The 22,110-nt window shown below is 64.5% G+C and carries 20 protein-coding genes; 4 read left to right on the top strand and 16 right to left on the bottom strand.

Annotated elements, in window-relative coordinates:
• Nucleotides 1-125 precede the first annotated feature (125 nt).
• The 7 genes from CAF92_RS01995 to CAF92_RS01965 all read right to left on the bottom strand — a co-directional run bounded on the left by CAF92_RS01995 (nucleotide 126) and on the right by CAF92_RS01965 (nucleotide 11,121).
• Complete coding sequence (locus tag CAF92_RS01995; protein ID WP_085598850.1) at nucleotides 126-1,766, bottom strand: fatty acid--CoA ligase; 1,641 nt, start codon at nucleotides 1,764-1,766, stop codon at nucleotides 126-128.
• A gap of 11 nt (nucleotides 1,767-1,777) precedes the next feature.
• Nucleotides 1,778-3,556, bottom strand: coding sequence for an acyl-CoA dehydrogenase C-terminal domain-containing protein (locus CAF92_RS01990; RefSeq protein ID WP_085598848.1), 1,779 nt, complete (start codon nucleotides 3,554-3,556; stop codon nucleotides 1,778-1,780).
• The gene (locus CAF92_RS01985) at nucleotides 3,549-6,083 is read right to left on the bottom strand and encodes an RND family transporter (protein ID WP_085598846.1); all 2,535 of its coding nucleotides are present in this window, start codon (nucleotides 6,081-6,083) and stop codon (nucleotides 3,549-3,551) included. The genes CAF92_RS01990 and CAF92_RS01985 overlap by 8 nt, the downstream gene beginning before the upstream one ends.
• Before the next feature lie 15 nt (nucleotides 6,084-6,098).
• Complete coding sequence (locus CAF92_RS01980; protein WP_085598844.1) at nucleotides 6,099-7,094, bottom strand: YCF48-related protein; 996 nt, start codon at nucleotides 7,092-7,094, stop codon at nucleotides 6,099-6,101.
• Between the two features lie 21 nt (nucleotides 7,095-7,115).
• Complete coding sequence (locus CAF92_RS01975; RefSeq protein WP_085598842.1) at nucleotides 7,116-8,474, bottom strand: DUF1329 domain-containing protein; 1,359 nt, start codon at nucleotides 8,472-8,474, stop codon at nucleotides 7,116-7,118.
• 38 nt (nucleotides 8,475-8,512) lie between these two features.
• The gene (locus CAF92_RS01970) at nucleotides 8,513-10,468 is read right to left on the bottom strand and encodes a DUF1302 domain-containing protein (RefSeq protein WP_085598840.1); all 1,956 of its coding nucleotides are present in this window, start codon (nucleotides 10,466-10,468) and stop codon (nucleotides 8,513-8,515) included.
• A 74-nt stretch (nucleotides 10,469-10,542) separates the two neighbouring features.
• Complete coding sequence (locus tag CAF92_RS01965) at nucleotides 10,543-11,121, bottom strand: alpha/beta hydrolase (RefSeq protein ID WP_085598838.1); 579 nt, start codon at nucleotides 11,119-11,121, stop codon at nucleotides 10,543-10,545.
• A gap of 206 nt (nucleotides 11,122-11,327) precedes the next feature.
• Here CAF92_RS01965 and CAF92_RS01960 point away from each other — a divergent pair, with 206 nt between their 5' ends.
• On the top strand, nucleotides 11,328-12,338 hold the full coding sequence (locus CAF92_RS01960) for an AraC family transcriptional regulator (protein ID WP_085598836.1): 1,011 nt from the start codon (nucleotides 11,328-11,330) through the stop codon (nucleotides 12,336-12,338).
• 196 nt (nucleotides 12,339-12,534) lie between these two features.
• Here the strand turns inward: CAF92_RS01960 and CAF92_RS01955 are convergent, their stop codons facing one another.
• From CAF92_RS01955 to CAF92_RS01930, 6 genes are all read right to left on the bottom strand, one after another.
• Nucleotides 12,535-12,861 carry a Rieske 2Fe-2S domain-containing protein gene (locus CAF92_RS01955; RefSeq protein ID WP_085598834.1) on the bottom strand — a complete coding sequence of 109 codons (327 nt, stop codon included), beginning with the start codon at nucleotides 12,859-12,861 and terminating at the stop codon, nucleotides 12,535-12,537.
• Nucleotides 12,858-13,511 (bottom strand): DsbA family oxidoreductase, encoded by a 654-nt coding sequence (locus tag CAF92_RS01950; RefSeq protein WP_085598832.1) that lies wholly within the window; start codon nucleotides 13,509-13,511, stop codon nucleotides 12,858-12,860. Before CAF92_RS01950 ends, CAF92_RS01955 begins: the two co-directional genes overlap by 4 nt.
• Nucleotides 13,508-14,824, bottom strand: a complete 1,317-nt coding sequence (locus tag CAF92_RS01945; protein ID WP_085598830.1) for an MFS transporter — start codon at nucleotides 14,822-14,824, stop codon at nucleotides 13,508-13,510. The genes CAF92_RS01950 and CAF92_RS01945 overlap by 4 nt, the downstream gene beginning before the upstream one ends.
• 188 nt (nucleotides 14,825-15,012) lie before the next feature.
• A complete protein-coding gene (locus CAF92_RS01940; RefSeq protein WP_085598828.1) occupies nucleotides 15,013-16,065 on the bottom strand; it encodes a 3-keto-5-aminohexanoate cleavage protein in 1,053 nt (350 codons plus the stop codon).
• A gap of 54 nt (nucleotides 16,066-16,119) precedes the next feature.
• On the bottom strand, nucleotides 16,120-16,968 hold the full coding sequence (locus CAF92_RS01935; RefSeq protein WP_085598826.1) for a TauD/TfdA family dioxygenase: 849 nt from the start codon (nucleotides 16,966-16,968) through the stop codon (nucleotides 16,120-16,122).
• Between the two features lie 13 nt (nucleotides 16,969-16,981).
• Complete coding sequence (locus tag CAF92_RS01930; protein WP_085598824.1) at nucleotides 16,982-17,962, bottom strand: quinone oxidoreductase; 981 nt, start codon at nucleotides 17,960-17,962, stop codon at nucleotides 16,982-16,984.
• A 229-nt stretch (nucleotides 17,963-18,191) separates the two neighbouring features.
• Between CAF92_RS01930 and CAF92_RS27575 the strand changes: the two genes are divergently transcribed.
• Entirely contained in the window at nucleotides 18,192-18,398 is a 207-nt protein-coding gene (locus CAF92_RS27575; RefSeq protein ID WP_080958527.1) for a hypothetical protein, read from the top strand.
• A 181-nt stretch (nucleotides 18,399-18,579) separates the two neighbouring features.
• On the opposite strand, the gene CAF92_RS01920 is transcribed toward CAF92_RS27575, so the two are convergent.
• Entirely contained in the window at nucleotides 18,580-18,984 is a 405-nt protein-coding gene (locus tag CAF92_RS01920) for a MerR family transcriptional regulator (RefSeq protein ID WP_085598822.1), read from the bottom strand.
• Nucleotides 18,985-19,095: 111 nt separating this feature from the next.
• Here CAF92_RS01920 and CAF92_RS01915 point away from each other — a divergent pair, with 111 nt between their 5' ends.
• Together CAF92_RS01915 and osmE are read left to right on the top strand one after the other, a co-directional pair.
• The gene (locus CAF92_RS01915; RefSeq protein WP_085598820.1) at nucleotides 19,096-20,331 is read left to right on the top strand and encodes an NADH:flavin oxidoreductase/NADH oxidase family protein; all 1,236 of its coding nucleotides are present in this window, start codon (nucleotides 19,096-19,098) and stop codon (nucleotides 20,329-20,331) included.
• An 81-nt stretch (nucleotides 20,332-20,412) separates the two neighbouring features.
• The gene (gene osmE / locus CAF92_RS01910) at nucleotides 20,413-20,769 is read left to right on the top strand and encodes an osmotically-inducible lipoprotein OsmE (RefSeq protein WP_085598818.1); all 357 of its coding nucleotides are present in this window, start codon (nucleotides 20,413-20,415) and stop codon (nucleotides 20,767-20,769) included.
• Between the two features lies 1 nt (nucleotide 20,770).
• On the opposite strand, the gene CAF92_RS01905 is transcribed toward osmE, so the two are convergent.
• Nucleotides 20,771-21,130, bottom strand: a complete 360-nt coding sequence (locus tag CAF92_RS01905) for a hypothetical protein (protein ID WP_085598816.1) — start codon at nucleotides 21,128-21,130, stop codon at nucleotides 20,771-20,773.
• 362 nt (nucleotides 21,131-21,492) lie between these two features.
• A complete protein-coding gene (locus CAF92_RS01900; protein ID WP_085598814.1) occupies nucleotides 21,493-21,915 on the bottom strand; it encodes an anti-virulence regulator CigR family protein in 423 nt (140 codons plus the stop codon).
• Nucleotides 21,916-22,110 lie beyond the last annotated feature (195 nt).

Here is a 22,110-nt window from a genome sequence, read left to right as displayed (position 1 = left end):
CTACCCAGCTGAAGGAATGCGCCATACCCTGTGGGAGCGGGCGCGCCCGTGAACACCGGCGCAGCCGGTGCCATCCACCGCGTCGCCTGCTCTTACAGGTGCCAATCAGCCGGCCCTTCCAGCATTCAGAGAAATACCTGCCGGATCCGCTTCTTGTCGATCTTGCCAACGCTGGTCTTGGGGATCTCCTCCACGCAACGCAGCTGCCGCGGTATCGCCCATTTGTTCAGCTGCCCGCTGTCGACAAACGGCTGCAGGTGTCCGGCCAATCCCGCCTGGTCGAACTGCATGCCGTCGCAACAAACTACCAAGGCCAACGGTTGCTCACCCCACTGCGGGTCCGGAATACCGATCACCGCCACCGATGCGACAGCCGGATGCTGGCTGATCAGGTTTTCCAGCGCCACCGAACTGACCCACTCGCCTCCGGTCTTGATCACGTCCTTGATCCGGTCACGAATACGCACCACACCCGCCGGGTCGATGCAGGCCAGGTCGCCGGTATGCATCCAGCCCCCCAGCCACAACGCGGCACCCTGCTCCGGCTCATGCAGGTAGCCCTGGGTCAACCACGGTGCACGCACCACGATTTCACCCAGGCTTTCGCCATCGCGGGGCACATCATTGCCTTCAACATCGACGATGCGCAGGTCCACTAAAGCAATCGGCACGCCAGCATCGATACGCAGCGGCAGTTGTTGCGCCATGGGCAGTGCCAGCAGGTCGGCGCTCAGGTGGGTGATGCTGAGCAACGGGCAGCTTTCCGACATGCCGTAGCCACAATGCACGCTGATACCGCGCTCGCTGGCACGCTGCGCAAGGCCCAGGGTCAGGGCGCTGCCGCCCAGCAGCATCTTCCAGCCGCTCAGGTCGGCGCGGCGTCCTTCCTCGCTGTCGAGCATCATCTGCAGCACCGTGGGCACGCAATGGGAGAACGTCACGCCTTCGTCGCGGTACAGGCGCACCAGGCGGTTGGGCTCGTAGCGCCCGGGGTAGACCTGCTTGATGCCCAGCGCCGTAGCCACATAGGGCACGCCCCAGGCATGCACGTGGAACATCGGCGTGATGGGCATGTACACGTCGCCGCTGCGCAGCAGCGGCACCTCGCCGCACGCAGCCAGGGTGCCCTGCTCGACCAGGGTATGCAGCACCAGTTGCCGGTGGCTGAAGTACACGCCCTTGGGGTTGCCGGTGGTTCCGCTGGTGTAGAACAGCGTGGCCAGCGAGTGCTCGTCGAAATCCGCGAAGTCGAACTGCGGCTCGGCAGCCGACAGCAGCGCTTCGTACTCACCCAGCAACGGCACATCTTGCGCTGTGGGGTCGCCTTCGCCGAGGCGGATGAAACCCTCGACCGTCGGCAAATCATCGCGCAATTGCGCCATCAATGGCAGGAAGTCGTCATGCACCAGTACCAGCCGGTCATCGGCATGCTTCATGGTGTAGCGCACCTGCTCGGTGGAAAGGCGGATGTTCACCGTGTGCAGCACCGCACCCAGCATCGGCACGGCAAAGAAGCACTCCAGCGCCCGGTGGCTGTCCCAGTCGAGCAAGGCAACGGTGTCGCCAGGCTTGACCCCGGCGGCGGTCAGCACATTGGCCAGGCGCTGAATGCGTTCGAGCAGCGTGGTGTAGGTGTAGCGCAGCTTGTCGGCGTAGACGATTTCCTGGTTCGGCTGGTAGCGCACGCCCGACAGCAGCAGGCGCTTGATCAGCAGCGGATAGGCGTAGGCCTGCTCGGCCGCGGGCATGATGCGAGTGGTGATCATGTCGGCGGCCCTCACAGTTGCCCGGCCTCGAGCAGGTACAGGCAGTCGCTACCGGCCCTCACACTGGCGCTCAGCGAATGAATGCGTGGCAGCAGGCGGGCAAAGTAGAACCGCGCGGTGCCCAGCTTGCCAAGGTGGAACGGCTCGGGGGCCGCATGACACTGGCATACCACGGCCATGCGTGCCCACAGGTAGGCGTAGAAGGTGTAGCCAAACACCTGCAGGTACTCCACCGCTGCCGCGCCAAGCTCGCGCGGGTTGCTCTGGGCGCGGTCGAGCAACCAGGCGGTGAGCTCGTCGAGGTTGCGCACGGCAGCCAGCAGCGGCGCACCGAACTCGGCGCACGCCGCAGGCAGCATCTTGGCAAAGGCGGTAATTTCCTCGGACACGCTGCGATAGGCCTGGCCGCCATCGGCAAACAGTTTGCGCCCCACCAGGTCGAGGGCCTGGATGCCGTTGGTGCCCTCGTAGATCTGGGTGATGCGGCAGTCGCGGATCAACTGCTCCTGACCCCACTCGCGGATATAGCCATGACCGCCCAGCACCTGCTGGCCGTGCACGGTGGTTTCCAGCCCCATGTCGGTAAGGAAGGCCTTGGCCACCGGTGTGAGCAACGCCACCTTGGCCTCGGCCTGGGCGCGTGCGACCGGGGCCTCGCTGTACTTGGCCAGGTCCAGCTGCAGTGCCACATAGGTGGAGAATGCCCGCCCGCCTTCGTTCAGCGCTTTCATGGTCAGCAGCATGCGCCGCACGTCCGGGTGGACGATGATCGGGTCAGCGGCTTGCCCCGGCGCTTCGGCGCCGGTCGGCGCACGCCCCTGCTGGCGATCACGGGCATAGGCGATGGCACCCTGGTAGGAGCGTTCGCCCAGGGCCAGGCCCTGGATACCTACGCCCAGGCGCTCGTAGTTCATCATGGTGAACATCGCGTTGAGGCCCTTGTTCGGCTCGCCGATCAGGTAGCCGATTGCACCGTCGAAGTTCATCACACAGGTGGCCGAGGCCTTGATGCCCATCTTGTGCTCGATCGACCCGCAACTCACCGCGTTGGCCTCGCCCAGCACGCCGTCGGCGTCAACCAGCACCTTGGGCACCAGGAACAGCGAGATGCCCTTGGGCCCGGCTGGCGCATCCGGCAGCCGCGCCAGCACCAGGTGGATGATGTTCTCGGTCAGGTCCTGCTCACCGCCTGTGATGAAGATCTTGGTCCCGCTGATGCCGTAGCTGCCATCGGCAACCGGCTCGGCGCGGGTGCGAATCAGGCCCAGGTCAGTGCCAGCGTGCGGCTCGGTCAGGCACATCGAACCGGCCCAGCGCCCTTGGTACATGGGCGGCAGGTACAACGCCTTCAACGACTCACTGGCATGGTTGAGCAGCGCCAGGCAGGCCCCGGCGGTCAGCATCGGGTACAGGCCGAACGACAGGTTGGCGGCATTGAGCATTTCTTCGAGCTGGGCGCCGATCACTTTCGGCATGCCCATCCCCCCATATTCCGGGGCACCAGCCACACCCACCCAGCCATCTGCGGCGAATGCCCGGTAGGCATCGGCGAAGCCATCGGGGGTACGTACCTGGCCCGCCTCCCAGCGGCAACCCTGCTCGTCACCACTGCGGTTGAGTGGCGCCACCACCTCGGCAATCAGCCGGCCGGCCTGTTCGAGCACGGCCCGGGCAGTATCCCCATCGACCTGCTCGGCCAGCGCGGGCGTTTGCGCCCACCAGGCCGGGATGTCGAACACTTCGTTGAACAGAAAATCCATGTCGCGCAGTGGCGGAAGGTAATCAGACATGAGGCGAACACTCGGTTTCTTGGGTTTGCGGAAGCGACGTGGCCTGGGCCTCGGCAGGTGCCGGGGCGGCCTGGCCACGCAGGAGGAAATGCGACAGCGCAGGGATCAACACCAGCGCGCCGAGCATGTTCCACAGAAACATGAAGGTCAGCAGCAGGCCCATGTCGGCCTGGAACTTGATCGGCGACCACGCCCAGCCGACCACGCCGGCTGCCAGGGTGATGCCGACAAGCCCGACCACCCGGCCGGTGAAGGCCACGGCTTTCTGGTAGGCCTGGGCCAGGCTCAGCCCGGCGCGTTGGTAGTGCAGTTGCACGCTGAGCAGGTACAGCGCGTAGTCCACGCCGATGCCTACGCCCAGTGCGATCACCGGCAAGGTGGCGACCTTGACGCCAATGCCCATGGCTACCATCAACGCCTCGCACAGTACCGAGGTGAGCATCAACGGCAGGATCGCCACCAGCGTGGCGCGCCAGCTACGGAAGGTGAACAGGCAGAACAGCGTGACTGCCAGGTACACCAGCAACAGCATGCGGTGGTTGGCCTCGCTGACTACCACATTGGTGGCGGCCTCGATACCGGCGCTGCCGGCGGCCAGCAGGAACTGCTGTTCGGTGCTGCTGTTGGCCTGGGCAAAACGCTCTGCCACGGCGGCCACCTGGGCCAGGGTGTCGGCGCGATGGTCCTTTAGGTAGGCGATTACCGGCATCAGCGAGCAATCGTTGTTGAACAACTCAGGGGCGTTGACCGATGCCTGCTGGGCGGCGTAGTTGAGCACGTCCTGGTTGCGCTGCAGGCTGTTCAGGCGCGGGTTGCCTTCGTAGGTGCCGGCGGTGATCTGGCGCACGGCATTGGCCAGCGACACGGTGGTCTGCACACCCGGCAATTGCTGCAGCTCCCAGGCCAGGCGGTCGGCAAGCACCAGTGTCTGGTATTGCAGGCACCCTTCCGGAGCGGTCTTGACCATCACCGCGAAGGTATCGCTGGACAGCGCGTAGTGCTGGGTGATGTAGGCATTGTCGAGGTTATAGCGGGAGTCGGCGCGCAACTCGGGGGCACCGCTGTCGAGGTCGCCGATTTTCAGTTGCAGGCTGCCCCAGATACCGAAGGCGCCCAGGGCCAGCGCCACCAGCAGTGCGACGCTGGCCCATTTGCGTTCGGTGAAGTGGTCGAGCAGGTCCCACAGGTTGATTGGGGCTGCGTTGCAGCCCTTCGCGGGCATGCCCGCTCCCACAGGTATCGCGCCGTCCCCGTGGGAGCGGGCGTGCCCGCGAAGGCCCCAGCGCGCATCGATAGCCAGGGCTCGTTCAGCGGCCCTGCGGCCCACGCCAACATAAGACAGCGCCACCGGCATCAGCAGCAGCGAGGTGAAGATCAGCACCGCCACGCCGATGCTGGCGGTGATCGCCAGGTCCTGAATCACCGGTATGTCGATCAGCATCAGCACGGCAAAGCCCACCGCATCGGCCAGCAATGCAGTCACCCCGGCCACGAACAGGCGGCGGAAGGTATAGCGCGCTGCCACCTGACGGTGGGTGCCACGGCCGATGTCCTGAAGGATGCCGTTCATCTTCTGCGCCGCGTGGGATACGCCGATGGCAAAGATCAGGAATGGCACCAGGATCGAATACGGGTCGATGGCGTAGCCCAGCCAGGCCACGATGCCCAGCTGCCACACCACTGCGGTCAGTGAACACAGCACCACCAGCAGGGTGCTGCGCAGGCAACGGGTGTAGCAGTAGATGATCAGCAGGCTGGTCAGCACCGCCAGGGCGAAGAACGCCATCACCTGGATCAGCCCGTCGATCAGGTCGCCCATCAGCTTGGCAAAGCCGATCACATGGATGCGGTACTGGCCGCTGGCCTGGTACTGGCTGCGCAGTTGCTCGAGCTTCTGCGAGAAGGCGTGGTAGTCGAGGCCCTTGCCGGTGGCCGAATCCTGGTCGAGCAGCGGCACGACCAGCATGCTCGACTTGAAGTCCCGCGCCACCAGGCTGCCGACGATGTTGGCGCGCTCGATGTTCTGCCGCAGCTGCTCGATGTCACCCGTAGCGCCCTGGTAGCCGTCGGGCATCACCGGGCCGCCCTGGAAGCCTTCCTCGGTCACCTCGGTCCAGCGCACCGCAGGGCTCCACAGCGACTTCACCCAGGCCCGGTCCACGCCCTGGCTGAGGAACAGCTCGTCGTTGATGTGACGCAGGGTCTGCAGGTAGCCCGGGTCGAAGATGTCGCCCTGGGTGTTCTCCACTACCACCCGCACCGCATTGCCCAGGCCACGCAGTGATGGGCGGTTTTCCAGGTAGTTCTGGATGTAGGGGTGGCTCTGCGGCAGCATCTTGTCGAAGCTGGGGCGCAGCTCCAGGCGGGTCAGCGCCATGTAGCCCAGTACCAGGGTCGCCAGCAGCATGCACAGCAGGAACGGCAGGCGATGGTTAAACACCAGGCGCTCCAGGCAATTGCCCGAGCGTGGGTCGAAATCGTCGAGGTTGCGGATTACCGGCAGGGGGTCTTGGCGGGTTGCGGCCATCAGGGTCTTCTCTTGTTATGGGTGCAGCGTGGGGTTGCCGGCCTGGTTGCGCACGCCCCGCTCGCCCACCAGGACCAGGCCGTTGCCGGTATCGGTGGCGAGCGCGGTCACCGGGCCACGGGCGCTTTGCGGCACCGGGCTGAAGCTTGCGCCATCATCCCGGCTGAGCAGCAGGTCGCCAGCCTGGCTGGCCAGCCATAGCTGGCCGTCACGGTCGACACCGGCGGCGGTGAGGCTGGTGTTCACACCCGTGCTGACAGGTTGCCATTGCCGGCCGCCGTCGGTACTGCGGTAGGCATGCCCACGCAAGCCGTAGACCAGCAGTACGCCAGGCTTGCCGACAGCACCGAACAGTGTGCCGGCGTAGGGTGTCTCGACACGGCTGAAACGCTCACCGTCCTGCTTCAGCAGCAGGCCTTGCTCGCCGGTGATGTACAGCTCGTCACCCACCGCGGCCAGGCTGGTCAGGTGCAGGCCTTGGGGGTTATCGCTGTGGTCGAGCCAGGGCTGCCAGTGCTCACCGCCATCAACGGTGCGCAACAGCAGGTTGAACACGCCGACCGCATAGCCATTGCGGGCATCGCCGAACCAAACGTCGAGCAAGGCATTGTCGCTACCTGTGCCCGGCAGTTGCTCGGCCAGCGCCCGGCCATCCAGCTGCTTCTGCCAGTGCACGCCGCCATCACGGCTGTGCAGCACCACGCCATCGTGGCCAACCGCCCAGCCGAGCTCGGGCGTGGCGAAGCTCACGGCATTAAGATCGGCGCTGACCGGCACCTGGGCCTGCTGCCAGTGTGTGCCATGGTCGTCGGAGTACAGGATGTGCCCACGCGGGCCCACCGCGACCAGGCGCTGGCCAGCCAGGGTTACATCGCGCAAGGCGCTGCTGGCGACAAGGGCGCTGGGCATGGCGGGCAGGTCCAGCACATCGGTGAAGGGCGCAGCCTGGGCCGCGCCCTGCAGCGCGGCCCAGGCCAGAACTACCACGCTGCATCGTTTGAAGACAGACATTGCCACCTCTGCTCCGTGCGCTCAGCGAATGCCGCTGCCGGCCAGCGACTCGGGCGACCACTGGGTTTTCGACAGCGGGTCGATGTAGCGGATGCCGCCGTAGGCACCGACTACGCCATTGAGGTTGTAGGTGCCGCCGATCAGGTCGTAGATCATGAAGGGCGTGGCGTCCGGGGTCTGTTTGTCGTAGCTCTGGGTGAGGAAGGCGAACGAGCCGCGGTACAACTGGCCACGGGCGTCGTACTGGTCCGAGGCCAGAGCGATCCAGCTGTCTTCATCGAGGTAGAAGCGGCGCTTGTGGTAGATATGGCGCGCACCGTCCTTGAGCTTGCCTTCCACCACCCACACCCGGTGCTTCTCCCAACGCACGAACTGCGGCGCCAGGTGGTTGGGGGTGATCACCTGCTTGACGTCGGTGTTGTAGGTCAGCTGATAGGTGTTGTACGGCACGTACATTTCCTGCTTGCCGACCAGGGTCCAGTCGTAGCGGTCCAGCGCACCGTTGAAAACGAACACATCATCGTAGGTGCCCGAACCCGAGGTGCCCGGGTTGGGCGTGTCGTAGGCCAGGTTCGGCGCCAGCTTGACCCGGCGCTGACCCGGCAGGTACTGCCAGGCGCTGCGTGGTTGCACCAGCGGGTTGGCGGCGTCGCGCAGCATCATTGCTTCGCCGGCACGGCGTGCGGGCCCGGTGTACACCAGCTTCATCTGGTAGTAGGTGTCCTTGGCACCGATCGGCTTGGCCATGTCTTCGTATATCGGGTAGCTGATATTGGCCTTGCCGGTGGTCGACAGCGATGGTTTGCCAGCAGCGTCGACGTTCCACGAGTCGTACTTGGCAGTCATGCTCACGCCCTGATAGCGCAGCAGGAAGTTCCACATGGCCTCGGCGCCGTTCTGCGGAATGGGGAACGGGATGCCCGGCAGCACGTTGTCTACCGCAGTGCCGCCCTCCTTGCTGTTGGCGCCGGTGGCGTTCTTGCGGGTGTTGTCGAGCACCGCTTGCGGCAGCGCCACGCTACGGTGGGTCGGGTACACATCGACGCGGTAGCTGGGGTAGCGCTTGAGCAGCTCCAGGGTGGTGGCGGTCAACTGGCCCTTGTACTGCTCGGCGTTCTTGCCATCGATGACCAGCAGCGGCTTGTCGCTGGCGAACGGGTCGGGGCGCATGCTGGCGCCGCTCTGGTAGCTGGCTGGCGGCGTCAGCAGGCCGCCCTGGTAGGCCGGGATCGAGCCATCGGCGTTGCCGGCCTTCTCCGCGCCGATGACGGTCAGGCTGGTGCCCAGGCGCGCCGCCTGATCAGTGGAAACAGCGGCCTGTGCAGCGTTCAGGGCGGCCAGTGACAGGCACGAGGCCAGCAGGGTACGTACGAAATTCATGATGGTTGTCTTCCTGTGCAGGCTGTAGGAAACATGACTCAGAAGGTCGTCTTGACGGTCAGGTACAGGGCGCCACGGTCCTCGGTGTTGGCACCACCGCCGGAGAAGGAGGCGTAGCCGCCGCCGTAGCAGGTGTAATCCTGTTCGCCGTCCAGGGCGTTGGGGGTGCTGCCGTCGGTCTGGCCGTCCTTGCAGGCCTTGGTCTCACCGAAACTGTCGACGTACTTGAGGTCGACGAAGTACTGGTTGTAGATCGCGGCGCTCACGCCCACCGCATAGTTGCCAGTGTTCTCGGCGCCACCGCCCTGCACCGGCGACACGCCGTCGAGGCCGACGTTGACCGATAGCGGCATGCTCAGGTCCATGCCTGGCAGCACCTGGTACCAGGTAGGGGTGAAGTTGACGGCGATGCCCCAGTTGTCGCGGGTGGCCTTGTCGATACCGCGGTAGCTGCTCTTGCCCTTGTACAAGGCCTCGTTGTGGCTATCGAGCTTGAGCAGGTTGCTGTAGAACAGCTCGCCGAGCAGGGTTGCCGAATCGAACAGCGGCGTATCGCCAATGGTCATCAGGCCGTTCAAGGTCCAGTGCAGGGTGTCGCCGGTGGCGCTCAGGCCGTCGCCATCCTTGGGTACGTCGTAGATCACCCCGCTGCTGGGCAGGCGTGCCGGTAGCAGGCCGAAGCCACCACCCAGGCCACCCTGGCCGGGGGCGCTGACGATTGCCGGGATGCTCGCCAGCGGCATGTTGTGGCGAATGTTCAGGTCGCTGCCGACACTGATGCCGCCCACATCCTTGGACAGGCTCAGGCCATAGATGTCGATGTCATCGGAGTAGGCGAACTGGTAGGTAGTGCTTTGCAGCGAGTTGTACAGGTTGCCGACTGCACCTTGGCGGCTGCCCGGCGGGTTGCCGAACGGGCCGTTGGCGACGGTCATGCCGCGTGCGTCGAGCCAGGCCTGTGGGAGGATCTCGGAGGTCTTGCGGTAGTAGAAACCGAGGGTGCCGCCCAGCCACTCGGGCGACCACTTGGCCATGATGCCCCAGTCGCCGCTCTTGCCGGGGTTCAGGTCATGGCCACGGCGGATGGTGGTCAGCGCACCGCGCACCGGGATCAGCCCCGGGGAGCCGGTGTGGCCGAGCAGGAAGCTTTGGGCGCCCTCGCCTACCACGTCCGAGCCGCCATAGTAGGTACCGGCTTCGGGCAGGCGGGCGGCGTCCCAGTCGAAGAAGTACTGGGCGCCCAGGGTCAGTTCGGAGTTGACCAGGAACGAGGTCGACAGCTGGTTGCGCGGTACGAACAGCTCCTTGGCCTCGGTGCCCGGCGAGGCAGCCAGCTTGGCCAGGTCGAGGCCCGACTGGCCATAGCTTAGCGAGTGCACCGGGTTGAGCAGGGTTTCACCCCAGAACAGGTTGTGCTGGCCCAGCTTGGCGCTGACCTGCGAGGCCTCGCCGACTTCACGGCTGAAGAACACGAAGGCATCCAGCACTTCACCGGACGGGCCGCTGTAGTAACGCTGGGCGTAGTTGCTCAGGTGCGGGCTGCCCAGCGGCACACCGGTGCCGGGCAGGCCATTGAGGCTGGGGTTGATGCCGGACTGGTCACCGTTGCCGTTGACGAACGGGTTGCTATTGGAGCCGGTGTTGTCATAGGCCTTGTCGTACCAGCTGGCGGTGCTGACGCGCAACCCGGTGTTGCCCTGGTAGACCACGTCCAGTTCGGTCAGCAGGTCGACCCTGTTGGTGATGTTGGTGCCGGCCTTGCGGAAGTTGTAGTCACCGTCGTTGCTGTTGGGCGTACCTAGCATGCGCTTGTCGGCGCTTTCGGTGCGTACGCCGTAGTTGTACTTGACGGTGTTGTCGAAGCGCACGGCCCAGTTTTCATTACCGGTATCGACTTCGAACGCCTGGGCGGCGGGCAGCGTGAGCAGCCCGATGGCGCAGGCGAGCAGGCAGCGCTGTGGTTTCACAGCACGGTGAATGCGGTGTTCTGGCATTACGATGGCTCCACGTATTGTTATTGTTCTTTTCGCCGCCCGTCTTTTGCGAGCGTGGCTGGGGCGTCCATGCGCTATTGCAGGTTGGGCTGGTCCAGTCGCAGGATGAAGGCCTCGGCCTGCGGCCAGGGGCCGAAGCCGGAGGCCGGGTTGAGGTGGCCGACGGCCCCCAGTGCGACCAGTTCACTACCCCAGCCTTGGGCCAGGGTGCTGGCTGCGGCAAAGCTGGCCAGGTGGTCGTTGCTACTGGCCGCGACAATGCTGGGGAACGGCAACGGCTGCTGTGGCAATGGCGACCAGCCGTGCTCGACCAGGCTGGCCGGGCTTGGGTAGTGGGCCGGCCATGGCGCGTTCAGGTCGGGCGGTGCCACCAGCAATGCACCCTTGATCGGCCGCCGGTAGCGCGCCGCCCAGTGGGCGACCATCAACACGCCAGCGCTGTGCGCCACCAGGATCACCTCACCATCGATCTGGCCCAGTTCGCGCTGGATCGCCTCGACCCGGGCCGTGCAGCTCAGGCCGTCGACTTGCAGCGGCGGGACGCTGCGTACCTTGGCCAGGCGGCCTGCGAGCAGGGTCTGCCAGTGTTCGGCGACATGGTCGCGCAGGCCGGGGACGATCAGCACGGTGGCGGTGGTTTGCAGTTTTTCCACGGTGAACCTCGAGTGCGGTGTAGCTCTTGAGGTTCACAGTAAACAGCCCACCCACCGGGTGCTTCACATTGGGCGTCAGGGGCTTTTCATTTGATGACAATGGCCATGACGGGGCTTTGCTTTTCAATTCATGACACGCAGGCTATAAGACACAAAACGCATGTCGGCATACCCAACAACAAGAAACCGCATGGAAAACAAAAAAAATGCCTGCCCTAGTCCGTGCCGCCAGCTTGACCAACTACCTTGAGGTGTCTCGCCACCTGGGCCTCAATCCCCAAGCGCTGTTGGCACAGGTTGGCCTAAGCGCCGCGTTGCTCGAAGCCCCCAACAGGCGTATTCCGGTTGCCAGCGTCATCGCCTTGCTGGAAGCCTCCGCCAACGCCAGCCGCTGCGAAAGCTTCGGCCTGCGCATGGCCGAATTGCGGCAACTGTCGGACTTCGGCGAAATCAGCTTGCTGCTCAGCCACCAACGCACCCTGCGTGATGCACTGCAGGTGATCGTGCAATACCGTCACCTGCTCAATGACGCACTGGCCATTCATATCGAGGAAGCCGGCAAGACCGTGGTCATTCGCGAGGAAGTGATCAACGAACGCGCGCCCTGCAGCCGCCAGGCCACCGAGCTGGCAATCGGCGTGATGATGCGCCTGTGCGCGGCGCTGCTGGGTGCGCATTGGCACCCGATCAGCGCCAACTTCACCCACGCGCCTCCTGCCGACCTGGCCACCCACCGGCGCATTTTCGGCTGCACGTTGGTGTTCGGCAGCGAGTTCAACGGTATCGTCTGCCCGGCCGCCGACCTCGACACCGCCAGCCCGCAGGCCAACGAGGCCATGGCGCGCCTGGCGCAACGCTATCTGGACAGCCTGCCAGCGGGCGGCACGCCGTCCCTGGAGCTGGAGTTGCGCAAGACCATCTACCTGCTGCTGCCCATGGGCCGTGCCACCATCGAGCAGGTGGCACAGACCCAGGGCATGAACGTGCGCACCCTGCAGCGTCGCCTGGAAGAAAGCGGGTTGACCTTCAAGGACCTGATCAACAGCGTGCGCCGTGACCTGGTGATGCGCTACCTGGAGAACCCCGGCTATTCGCTGGGGCGTATCGCCGACATGCTGGGTTATTCGATGCCAAGTTCGTTCACCCGCTGGTTCATCGCCCAGTTCGGCATGCCGCCGGCCAGTTGGCGGGCACAGCGGGATGATCAAGGGCTTTAGCTTGAACCTGATACGGCCGCTCCTACAATCGACCGCGTCAAGCAGTCAGGCAAGGCCCCAGTGCATCAACGCCAGCACCAAAAGCACAAGAAACACGCTCTCCCCCACCATCAACGCCAGGGTCGACAGCGCCGACACGCCGATTACGGTGAGAGGGTGCGAATACGCTGATGGGTAGCGCCAAGTGCCAGTGTATTCATTGTCCCGCTTCCTCACCGTCAAATACGATGTAGACCTGACCGCCCTGCTGCTCGACCGGGTAGCTGGTAACCTTCAAAGCCCTGGAATTGACCAGGTAGCCGCTGGCCAGGTCAAAGCGCAGGCCATGCGCGCAGCACTGGATGACACGGCCTTCCAGCCGGCCGCCGCACAACGACGCGCCCTGGTGCGGGCAGCTGTCTTCGATGGCATAGAGCGAGTCGGCAACGTTGAACAGCGCCACGCTGCGCCCTTCGCAGGCCAACAGCACACGGCCGCCACGTTCCGGCACCTGATGGGGGGCCAATGCAATACGTCGGGTCACGCCCTCTCGACCTCTTGCAGCGCTTCGGTCATGGCCGCATACAGCACCTCGGCAGGCTGTGCACCCGCGATGAGCGGCCCATGATTGAAACGAAAACGCGGCACGGCACTGCCAGCGCGCCCGGCCCCATCGAGGAACGGGCTGCCGTCCTCACGCAGGCAGTCGATGACCTGCGCGGTATCCAGCCCGCAACATTGGGCGATGTCGAGCAAGGTGCGGCTATCCCCCAGGTCGCGCCCCTGGTGGAAATAGGCGATGAACAGACGTGCCAGCAAGGCTTCCAGTTGCGCTGCTTCCAGCAACTGAGCAGCCCGTTGCAGCAGCCGATGGGCATTGCCGGTGTTGGGCATGCGGCGAATACGCGAGAAGTCGATGTCCTCGCCTACCACACGGGCAGCGGCGCGCACCTGGGCCTGGCGCTCGCGTACCGCCTCCTCGCTGCCCAGGCGTTGCAGATAGAAGGCATGAAACGGCACGCCACCGGCTGGCAAGCCAGGCAACAACTGCACACCTCGCCATTGCAGTTGTACCTGCACTTGCGGCTGTTCGCGCTGCAACAGCAACAGGGCGGCCTGCAGGTGCCGCTGGCCAATCAGGCACCACGGGCAGACGAAATCGAAGAACACTTCGACGGACAACAGCTGTTTCACGGTTTCAACTCCCGGGGTGGGTCGGCAGTGTCGTGTGCCGGTGCATGCAGACGGTCCATGTCGCGGTGGTAATGACGTTTGGCGAGGAAAAACACCGCCGCAGCGCCGATGCTCATCAGCGGCACCAGCTGGAAGGCGGCATGCAGGCCGACCAGGTCGGAAACGCGCCCGGTGATCAGCGGCCCGGTCGCCAGGCCCAACAGGTTGTTGGCCAGGGTCAGGGTGGCAAACGCGGTGCCGTGCACCGAGGCGTGGGTGAGGTTGGCGACCATGGCACTGGACGGGCCGTTGGTGCCGGCGGCGATCATCATGCCCAGGCAGATCAGCACCAGTTGGGCAGTTCCGGCTGGCAGCGCGAAAGCGAGGGACAACAGCGCGCAACTGCCCAGGCAGTAGGCGATGGCCAGGCTGATCTTGCGGTCCGGGCGCTGCCGCCCGAGGCGGTCACAGAGCATGGCGCAGAGGATCATGCCGATGCCGCTGCACAGCACGATGACTGCGGCAATCGCCCCGGCGCGGTCGGTGCCCATGGCGTAATAGCGGTTCAGGTAGCTGGGCATCCATACCATCACGGTGCCGCCAACGAACAGCTGCAGCCCGCTGCCGACGTAGGCCGCGATGACCGAGCGGCTGCTGTACAGGGTGCGCAACGGGCGGCCGGCCTTGCCTTGCGACTGCTGCGTGCATCGAGGCGCAATACGCGCCTCCTTGACGATCAGCGGGTACAGCATCGCCAGCACCAGGCCGAACAGCGCCATGCCGGCGAATGCCCAGCGCCAGCCCAGGTGCTGGGCCAGTACACCGCCCAGGGCCATGCCCAGCACCGAGCCGAACATGCCACCGGCCATGAACGCGCCGGCCAGGGTCGAGCGCATGTCGCGGGGGAACACGGCGACCACCACGGCGATGCCGACGCTGCCGTAGGCAGCTTCGCCTACCCCGACCAGAAACCGCGCGATGAACATTTGCGGGTAGTTTTCCGCCAGGGCGCAGCCGAGGGTGGCCAGGCTCCACAGAACCGCCATCAGCACCAGGCTGCGCACCCGGCCGAAGCGGTCGGCCAGCAGCGACAGCGGGAAGGTCAGCAGGCCGACCATCAGCGCGACGATACCGCTGAGCAGGCCGAGCTGGCTGTCGCTCAATGCCCATTCGCCCTTGAGCAGCGGGAACACCGCGTTGAGCACCTGGCGCGACATGTAGTCGGAGATCAACAGGCCAAAGGTCAGGGCGAAGACCACCCAGGCATAGCGCCGGGGGACGCTGTGGGCGGTGTCGGTGCCGGAATCTTCGGCACTGGCGAGATAGGTGGCCATGTTGCCTCCTTGGGTGCGGGGCGTGAGGTTGTTCTTGTTGTTATGGGTTACAGCCAACATTCATGTTGCTTTTGCGGGCCTCTTCGCGGGCTCGCCCGCTCCCACAGGGACAGCGTCGACCTTTGGGCCAGTGCCGCACCTGTGGGAGCGGGCATGCCCGCGAAGAGGCCGGGCCTGCCGTACCAGCATCAGCCGCGCTGCGGCACGCCCTTCACGCCCGGCTGGCGATTCGGCGCCATGCCGTTGGCCTTGAGGGTCTGCTCGATGCTGTCGTACTGCTGCCCGATGCGGTAAATGGCGCGTGCTTCCTTGCCGCTGGCAATCTCGCGGCCCAGCTCATGGGCCACACGCACGGTCTGCTGGATCTGCTGCACCGAGGTAAAGCGCTTGCCATGCTGGTCGATGATGGTGTCTTCGTTGCCGCAGCGTGGGTGCAGGCCCATGGCCAGGGCCATGGTGTTGAACGGCAGCACGTTCTTCAGCAACGATTCGGCGGTCAGGGTGCAACCGTCCGGCGCGCGGTGGATGAAGTTGAAGAAGTTGAACGGGTTGGGGCCGTCGAAGCCGCCGCCAATGCCGATCCAGGTCAGGTTCAGCGGGCCCATGTAGTCACCACGGCGGACGATGCGCTCGAGCGTCTCCAGGGCATGCATGCCGGTCAGCTGGAAATGCGGCTGGATGTTGCTGGCCTGCAGGCGGCGCAGGTGCTCGCGGACCCAGGCCGGGCCGGCCGGCACGGTCATCTCGCTGTACGCGGCATGAATCGCCGGGCTGGCCAGCGAGGTGCCTTCCAGGTACTCGGGGTACAGCAACTCCATGATGTTCATCTGCGTGGTGTTGATGGCCACGGTCACCTGGTCGGGGCGCGGCGTCAGCTCGGCGAGCATGTGCCTGGTGTCGTCCGACAGCCACTTGGCCGCCTCGCCTTCGCCTTCCGGAGCAAAGGAAATCGACCCGCCAACCTGGATGATCATGTCCGGCACCGCTTCGCGCACCCCGGCGATCAGCTCGTTGAACTTGGAAAGGCGCTTGGAGCCCTTGCCATCCAGTTCGCGCACGTGCAGGTGCAATACCGTGGCACCGGCATCAAAGCAGTCGACGGCCTTCTGCACCTGCTCATCCATGGTCAGGGGAATGTCTTCAGGGAAGTCTTCGGGCATCCACTCCGGGCCATAGGGAGCAACGGTGATCACCACCTTTTCCATGTTTTCCGGGTGCAACGAATCGTCGAAGAATTGCATGCTGTAGTCCTCGCTATTGTTATTGTGCGGTTGCCGCCAGCGATGGCGACGAACTCAGAACGTGGTGCTGCCCTTGATCCCGGCGCGTTCCATCTTGCGGTGGCACGGCGGGTAGTCCATGACGGCGTAATGCTGTGTGCTGCGGTTGTCCCAGATCGCCACGCTGTTGGGCTTCCAGCGCCAGCGCACCTGGTACTCCGGCAGGTAGGCCTGGCTTATCAGGTAACGCAGCAGGTCGCTGGCACCGGGGTTGGCGTCCTGCCCGAAGCGCACCCGCTGCGGGGTGTGGTAGTTGCTGAAATGGGTGGTGAAAGCGTTGACGAACAGCACCTGCTCACCGGTTTCCGGGTGGGTGCGCACCACCGGGTGCTCGGCATCAGGGAACTGCGCCTTCAGCGCCAGGCGTTTTTCCAGCGGCATGGCGGCGCCAAAGCTGGCCTCGATGCTGTGACGGGCGCGCAGGCCTTCGATCTTGGCCTTCACATCGCCTGGCAGGTTTTCATAGGCCAGCACCATGTTCGCCCACATCGTGTCGCCGCCCACGGGCGGGCATTCGATGCAGCGCAGCACACAGCCCATCGGCGGTGCCTCGCGCCAGGTGGCGTCGGTGTGCCAGGCATTTTCATAGCGGTCGTTGGGCTGGTCGGGGCGCTTGTAGATCTGTACCAGGCCCGGATGCTCCGGGTCGCTGCCGGCCACCGGGTGGTCCTCCAGGTCACCGAAGCGGCGGGCGAAAGCCACGTGTTCGGCGCGGCTGAAGTGCTGGTCGCGCAGGAACAGCACACGGTGCCGGAGCAACTGCGCGCGAAGCTGGGCGAACAGGTCGTCGTCGTGGATCGCGTCGGCCAGGTTGACCCCACTTACTTCGGCACCGATCGCGCAGGTCAGTTGTTCGATGTGCATGCTGTTGCCCTCTTCAGATGACGAAGATCGACGAGCCGGTGGTCTTGCGCGCTTCCAGGTCACGGTGTGCCTGGACGGCATCCTGCAGTGCGTAATGCTGGTTGATCTCGATACGGATGCGCCCGCTGCCAACGTGATCGAACAGCTCGCCGGCCAGGTCGGCCTTCTCCGCCGGGTCGGCGATGAAGTCGGCCAGCGCCGGGCGGGTGAGCTGCAGCGAACCCTTGATCGCCAGCAACTGCGGGTCGAACGGCGGGATGGTGCCCGACGCCGTACCGACGCAGACCATCAGGCCGCGGCGCTTGAGCGCATCGAGCGAGCCCATGAAGGTGTTCTTGCCAACGCTGTCGAACACCACGTTCACCCCTACCCCATCGGTCAGTTCACGCACGCGCGTGGCAACGTCCTCGGCGCTGTAGTTGATTACGTGGTTGCAGCCATGGGCGCGAGCCACTTCGGCCTTGGCCTCGGTGGACACCGTGCCGATCACGTTCAGCCCCAGCAACTGCGCCCACTGCGCGACGATCAGGCCGACCCCGCCAGCGGCAGCATGCAGCAGCACGCTGTCGCCGGGTTTGAAGTCATGGAGCCGACGCAGCAGGTAGGCGGAGGTCAGGCCGCGCATGGTCATGGCGGCGGCGGTTTCGAAAGCGATGGTATCCGGCAGCTTGATCAGCGCGGCCGCGGGGATCAGGCGCTCGGTGCAGTAAGCGCCCAGGGTGTTGAGGAAGCCGGTATAGGTGACCCGGTCACCGACCGCCACCTGGGTCACGCCCTCGCCCAGCGCCTCGACCACGCCGGCCGCTTCCACGCCAATGCCGTTGGGCAACGGGATCGGGTAGGTGCCGTTGCGGAAATAGGTATCGGCATAGTTCAGGCCCACCGCCACCTGGCGCAAGCGCACCTGCCCCGGGCCTGGCTCGCCGACCTCGGCGTCCTCGTAGCGCAGCACCTCGGGGCCACCGGTCTGATGGAAACGTACGACTTTGGACATGCTTGTCTCTCCAATCATCGATCTGGACGCATGGCGTCAGTTCTGTGTGACTGGACTGTATGCCCTTGGTGTGTGGGGCGCTTCGCATCGGACGACAGCGGGTTTTCATTTGATGACAGTACAGCTGTCGACCTGCCGATCACGAAAACCGAGTTTTATTCATGAGTCTCCTTGATGGTTATCCATGGTCAGACTAATACTTAAATCTCTGCCTGGGGAGGCACGAAAAATGCAACCAAGATTCGTTATCGTTCCCGCTGTACCGATCGAAAAGGAATCGTTCCGCGTGGGTAGCCGCTATTACGCCGCTACCGTTTGTGGGGGTTTCGACATTTACGATAACCAAGCGAAGGAGCGGCTCAAGCCCAGTTATCCAAGCAGGACGGATGCACTGGTGCAGTGCGAACAGATGAACAAACGCGGTGATGCAGGCTGATCGCGGGCGCGCTGTCTTACCCAGAATCCAGACGCCTGCGCGATCCCTGTAGGAGCGGCCTTGTGTCGCGATGGGCTGCGCAGCAGCCCCCGGGTCTTGCGTTGATGCACAGATTGCCGGGGCCGCTACGCAGCCCATCGCGACACAAGGCCGCTCCTACAGGGGGGCACGTGTTCGTGGGCTAGCCCTGCTGCCAACCGGCAATCAGGCGCTGGGCATTCTCCTCGCAATCCATCCCTTGCGGCTTGTCTTCCATGCCCGCAATTACCGCCAGCAACTGCGCGCGGCTGTGCGCCAACCGCTGCTGCATCACTTCGATCTCCGCCACCTTGCGCTTGAGGCTGCCTAGCAACAGATCATGCCCACCCGCCGCAGCCCCTGAGGCGTCGGTGAGTTTGCGCATTTCTTCCAGGCTGAACCCGGCCTGCTGGCCGCAGGTGATGATCTCCAGCGCCCGCACCACCTGCTCCGGGTAATCCCGGTAACCATTGCCCAGGCGCCGGGCAGCAATCAGTCCGCTGGCTTCGTAAAAGCGGATACGCGATGCACTAAGCCCCGTGCGTCGCGCCAGTTCACCAATTTTCATTGCGGCAGTATTCCCCTCTTGACCTTAAAGCTGACTTTAACCTTAGCCTTCTCCCGAACCTAGCCCACGCGCGCAAATACCGATGCGTGGCAACCCTTTCCGGAGATCGCCATGACGCCGTTCCAGCCCCTGCACCTGCCCAATGGCAGTGTCATCCCCAACCGCATCGCCAAGGCGGCGATGGAGGAAAATCTGGCCAACCCGGACCAGACCCCTTCCAACCAGTTGCTGCGCCTTTACCAGGCTTGGGCCGAGGGCGGTGCCGGGCTGTTGCTGACCGGTAACGTGATGGTCGACCCCGGCGCCATGACCGGTCCAGGAGGCGTGGTGCTCGATGCCAGCCAGCCACTGCAACGTTTTCGCGACTGGGCGCGCATCGGCCGCGCCCAAGGCGCGCAGTTCTGGATGCAGATCAACCACCCGGGGCGGCAGATGCAGGCCAACCTTGGCCAGCCCACTGTGGCGCCTTCGGCCATTGCCCTGGACATGGGCGGTTTGTCCAAGCTGTTCCCCCTGCCTAAGGCACTGGACGAAGCCGAGATTGGCGCGTTGATCCAGCGCTTCGCCCGCACTGCGGCGCTGGCTGAAGAAGCTGGTTTCAGTGGCGTACAGATCCACGCTGCCCACGGTTACCTGCTGAGCCAGTTTCTTTCGCCACTGAGCAACCAGCGCCAGGATCGCTGGGGTGGCAGCCTGGAAAATCGCGCGCGGTTGCTGCTGGAGGTGGTCAAGGCCGTGCGTGAGGTGGTTTCGCCCGGTTTCGCCGTGGCAGTGAAACTGAATTCGGCGGATTTCCAGCGCGGCGGTTTCGAACCGGCGGATGCGCGCCAGGTAGTGCTGTGGCTGAATGAATTGCCGGTGGACCTGGTGGAGCTGTCGGGCGGTAGCTATGAGGCACCGGCAATGCAGGGTAATGCCCGCGATGGGCGCACCCTGGCTCGGGAGGCCTACTTCCTGGAGTTTGCCAGAGGAATCGCCGCCATCGCGAAGATGCCGGTGATGGTCACCGGCGGTATCCGGCGGTTGCCGGTGGTCGAGCAGGTGCTGGCCAGCGGTGTGGCCATGGCGGGGATTGCCACGGCGTTGGCAGTCGAGCCTGCCCTGCCCCGGCGCTGGCAGAACGGCGAGCCGACGGCAACCGCCGAACTGCAGCCCATTCGCTGGAAGCGCAAGGCCTTTGCCGCACTGGCCTACATGGCCCTGGTGAAATTGCAGATGCGCCGCCTGGCGGCCGGAAGCCGGCCCAAGGCGCATGCGTCGCCCTTGCGCGCCTTGTTGCTTGAGCAAGGCTGCACGTTACTGCGGGTGCGGCAGTACAGGCGTATGATGAAAAGCCGAGCGGACTGATGGTGTGATCGCAAAGCCAGGGGTCGCACATTCGCGCTGGGAGCACCTGCCTTCATCGGCGTCCTCTACCGGAGCACGGCCATGAACAAACCATTTCACGCGCTGGTCCTTGCACTGGCAGCGCTTTCTGCCTGCTCGTCCAACTCCGCGCTGTACCACGACCAGCCGCTGGTGGCGAAAGTCGCCAACGGCATGAGCCGAGACCAGGTCATGCAGGTCGGCGGCAAGCCTGATGCCGAGACCGAACGCACCGTGGTACCCGGCACCTGTTTCGACTACATGCTGACCAAGGCCGACAACCGCCACCCCTATAGCGTCAGTTTCGATGGCACCGGCAAAGTGGACAATACCGCTTTCATGACCTGCGCCGAGTGGAGCAATGCCCAGCGCAGGGCCCGCCTGCCGAGCATGGGCGGCTCCAGCGGCTCGGGTTACTGAGTCAGTCCAGGCATTCCCTGGCAGCCTGGCGCAATTTGTCACCAGACAGGAAGCTGCCCTTGTAGAAAGTCGCGCGGCTGCCCTCGCGGGAGTCGACTACGTCCAGCACATCATCGGATGCCACGGCGCTGGGGGCCGTCAACCGGTAGCCGTGGGCAATCGATTTCTGCGTGGCCTGGGGCGCCAGCGCTTGCCACTTGGGTAATACGCAGGCGGCGTAGTGCTGGGGCGATTTGTGGGTCAGTTTGCTGGCAGTGGGTTTGCCAGGGGTCGCGCAGCCGGCAAGGCCGGTGATCATTACAGCGGACAGAAAGAGACGAAACGTAGACATTTGCAATTGGCCATCAAGGATACGCTGCATTCTAACGGGGGTTTGTATTGGCTTACCAATCAACCAAAGTCTCGCTGCACGGGCCGCAACTGATATTTCTGCCAGTCGCCTGGGTGAGTGAAGGCTGGAAAGTGCATCTGCCAATAGGGTCGCAGCTTTTTCCGTATTACAGGTGCACCACTGGCCAAACCGCAAACGGAAGGCACGCGCTCCAGCGGCTTGCTGGCAACGGACGGGGGCTATCGAGAACACTGTGGGAGCGGGTTCACCCGCGAACACCGGCGCAGCCGATGCCAGCCTCCGCGTCGCCTGCCGGGGGGCTGCTTTGCAGCCCATCGCGACACAAGGCCGCTCCTACAATTGACGGCGCCCGCCGACACCTGCGCCTGACGTCAATCCAGCGCGCCGTTGAGCACCTCGTAGATGATCCCCGTAGCGACTGCCACCAGGATCAGGTCCGCCCCCGCCTGCATCCATTCATAGCCATCGTAATGAGGGAGCTGCCCCAGCAGCCTGCCATCGAGCTTCTTGGCGATACCCGGCGGCAGTGGTTTGCCACGGGCCAGGTTCTTCTGAATGCCAGGGGGCAGCGCCGGCCCAGGGCTCCAGTAGCCACGGTGCCCGTCAATAATGCCAAGCACATCGCCACGGTTTATCGACGGGCCACCATACGAACCGCCGTGGCCTTGACCATGCTGGCCCTTGTCCTTCCCATGGCCCTGCCCTTTACCATTACCCGGGTCGGCATAAGTGAGCACTGGCCCTGATGCCAGCGCAATGGCGGTAGCGACAACTGCCAATCGACGCATTGTCATAGCTGTTTCCTTACACCAGAGACGTCCCAGCACTGTAGACCAAAACCCGGTTCAGGGTGAAAGTCCCCAAACGCGGGTCAGGGCTTGGCACTGCGATAGAGCATGATGGCTGCCACATCAAGGGTCAGCACCGCTATGGCGAAGAGAACCATGAAGTACAGATCTTCCGGAAACATGGCCGTACCCCCAAATAGA

It is taken from the genome of Pseudomonas sp. B10(2017) (assembly GCF_002113295.1).
Lineage (GTDB): Bacteria > Pseudomonadota > Gammaproteobacteria > Pseudomonadales > Pseudomonadaceae > Aquipseudomonas > Aquipseudomonas pudica.
The sequence above is the reverse complement of the archived record's forward strand: the minus strand, read 5'-3'. Positions and strand labels throughout refer to the sequence as shown.

Excerpts from the sequence above, each read along its gene's own strand:
- CAF92_RS01995 (WP_085598850.1), bottom strand. The coding sequence starts at position 1,766 with ATGATCACCACTCGCATCATGCCCGCGGCCGAGCAGGCCTACGCCTAT.
- CAF92_RS01990 (WP_085598848.1), bottom strand. The coding sequence starts at position 3,556 with ATGTCTGATTACCTTCCGCCACTGCGCGACATGGATTTTCTGTTCAAC.
- CAF92_RS01985 (WP_085598846.1), bottom strand. The coding sequence starts at position 6,083 with ATGGCCGCAACCCGCCAAGACCCCCTGCCGGTAATCCGCAACCTCGAC.
- CAF92_RS01980 (WP_085598844.1), bottom strand. The coding sequence starts at position 7,094 with ATGTCTGTCTTCAAACGATGCAGCGTGGTAGTTCTGGCCTGGGCCGCG.
- CAF92_RS01975 (WP_085598842.1), bottom strand. The coding sequence starts at position 8,474 with ATGAATTTCGTACGTACCCTGCTGGCCTCGTGCCTGTCACTGGCCGCC.
- CAF92_RS01970 (WP_085598840.1), bottom strand. The coding sequence starts at position 10,468 with ATGCCAGAACACCGCATTCACCGTGCTGTGAAACCACAGCGCTGCCTG.
- CAF92_RS01960 (WP_085598836.1), top strand. The coding sequence starts at position 11,328 with ATGCCTGCCCTAGTCCGTGCCGCCAGCTTGACCAACTACCTTGAGGTG.
- CAF92_RS01945 (WP_085598830.1), bottom strand. The coding sequence starts at position 14,824 with ATGGCCACCTATCTCGCCAGTGCCGAAGATTCCGGCACCGACACCGCC.
- CAF92_RS01940 (WP_085598828.1), bottom strand. The coding sequence starts at position 16,065 with ATGCAATTCTTCGACGATTCGTTGCACCCGGAAAACATGGAAAAGGTG.
- CAF92_RS01935 (WP_085598826.1), bottom strand. The coding sequence starts at position 16,968 with ATGCACATCGAACAACTGACCTGCGCGATCGGTGCCGAAGTAAGTGGG.
- CAF92_RS01930 (WP_085598824.1), bottom strand. The coding sequence starts at position 17,962 with ATGTCCAAAGTCGTACGTTTCCATCAGACCGGTGGCCCCGAGGTGCTG.
- CAF92_RS27575 (WP_080958527.1), top strand. The coding sequence starts at position 18,192 with ATGCAACCAAGATTCGTTATCGTTCCCGCTGTACCGATCGAAAAGGAA.
- CAF92_RS01920 (WP_085598822.1), bottom strand. The coding sequence starts at position 18,984 with ATGAAAATTGGTGAACTGGCGCGACGCACGGGGCTTAGTGCATCGCGT.
- CAF92_RS01915 (WP_085598820.1), top strand. The coding sequence starts at position 19,096 with ATGACGCCGTTCCAGCCCCTGCACCTGCCCAATGGCAGTGTCATCCCC.
- osmE (WP_085598818.1), top strand. The coding sequence starts at position 20,413 with ATGAACAAACCATTTCACGCGCTGGTCCTTGCACTGGCAGCGCTTTCT.
- CAF92_RS01905 (WP_085598816.1), bottom strand. The coding sequence starts at position 21,130 with ATGCAGCGTATCCTTGATGGCCAATTGCAAATGTCTACGTTTCGTCTC.
- CAF92_RS01900 (WP_085598814.1), bottom strand. The coding sequence starts at position 21,915 with ATGACAATGCGTCGATTGGCAGTTGTCGCTACCGCCATTGCGCTGGCA.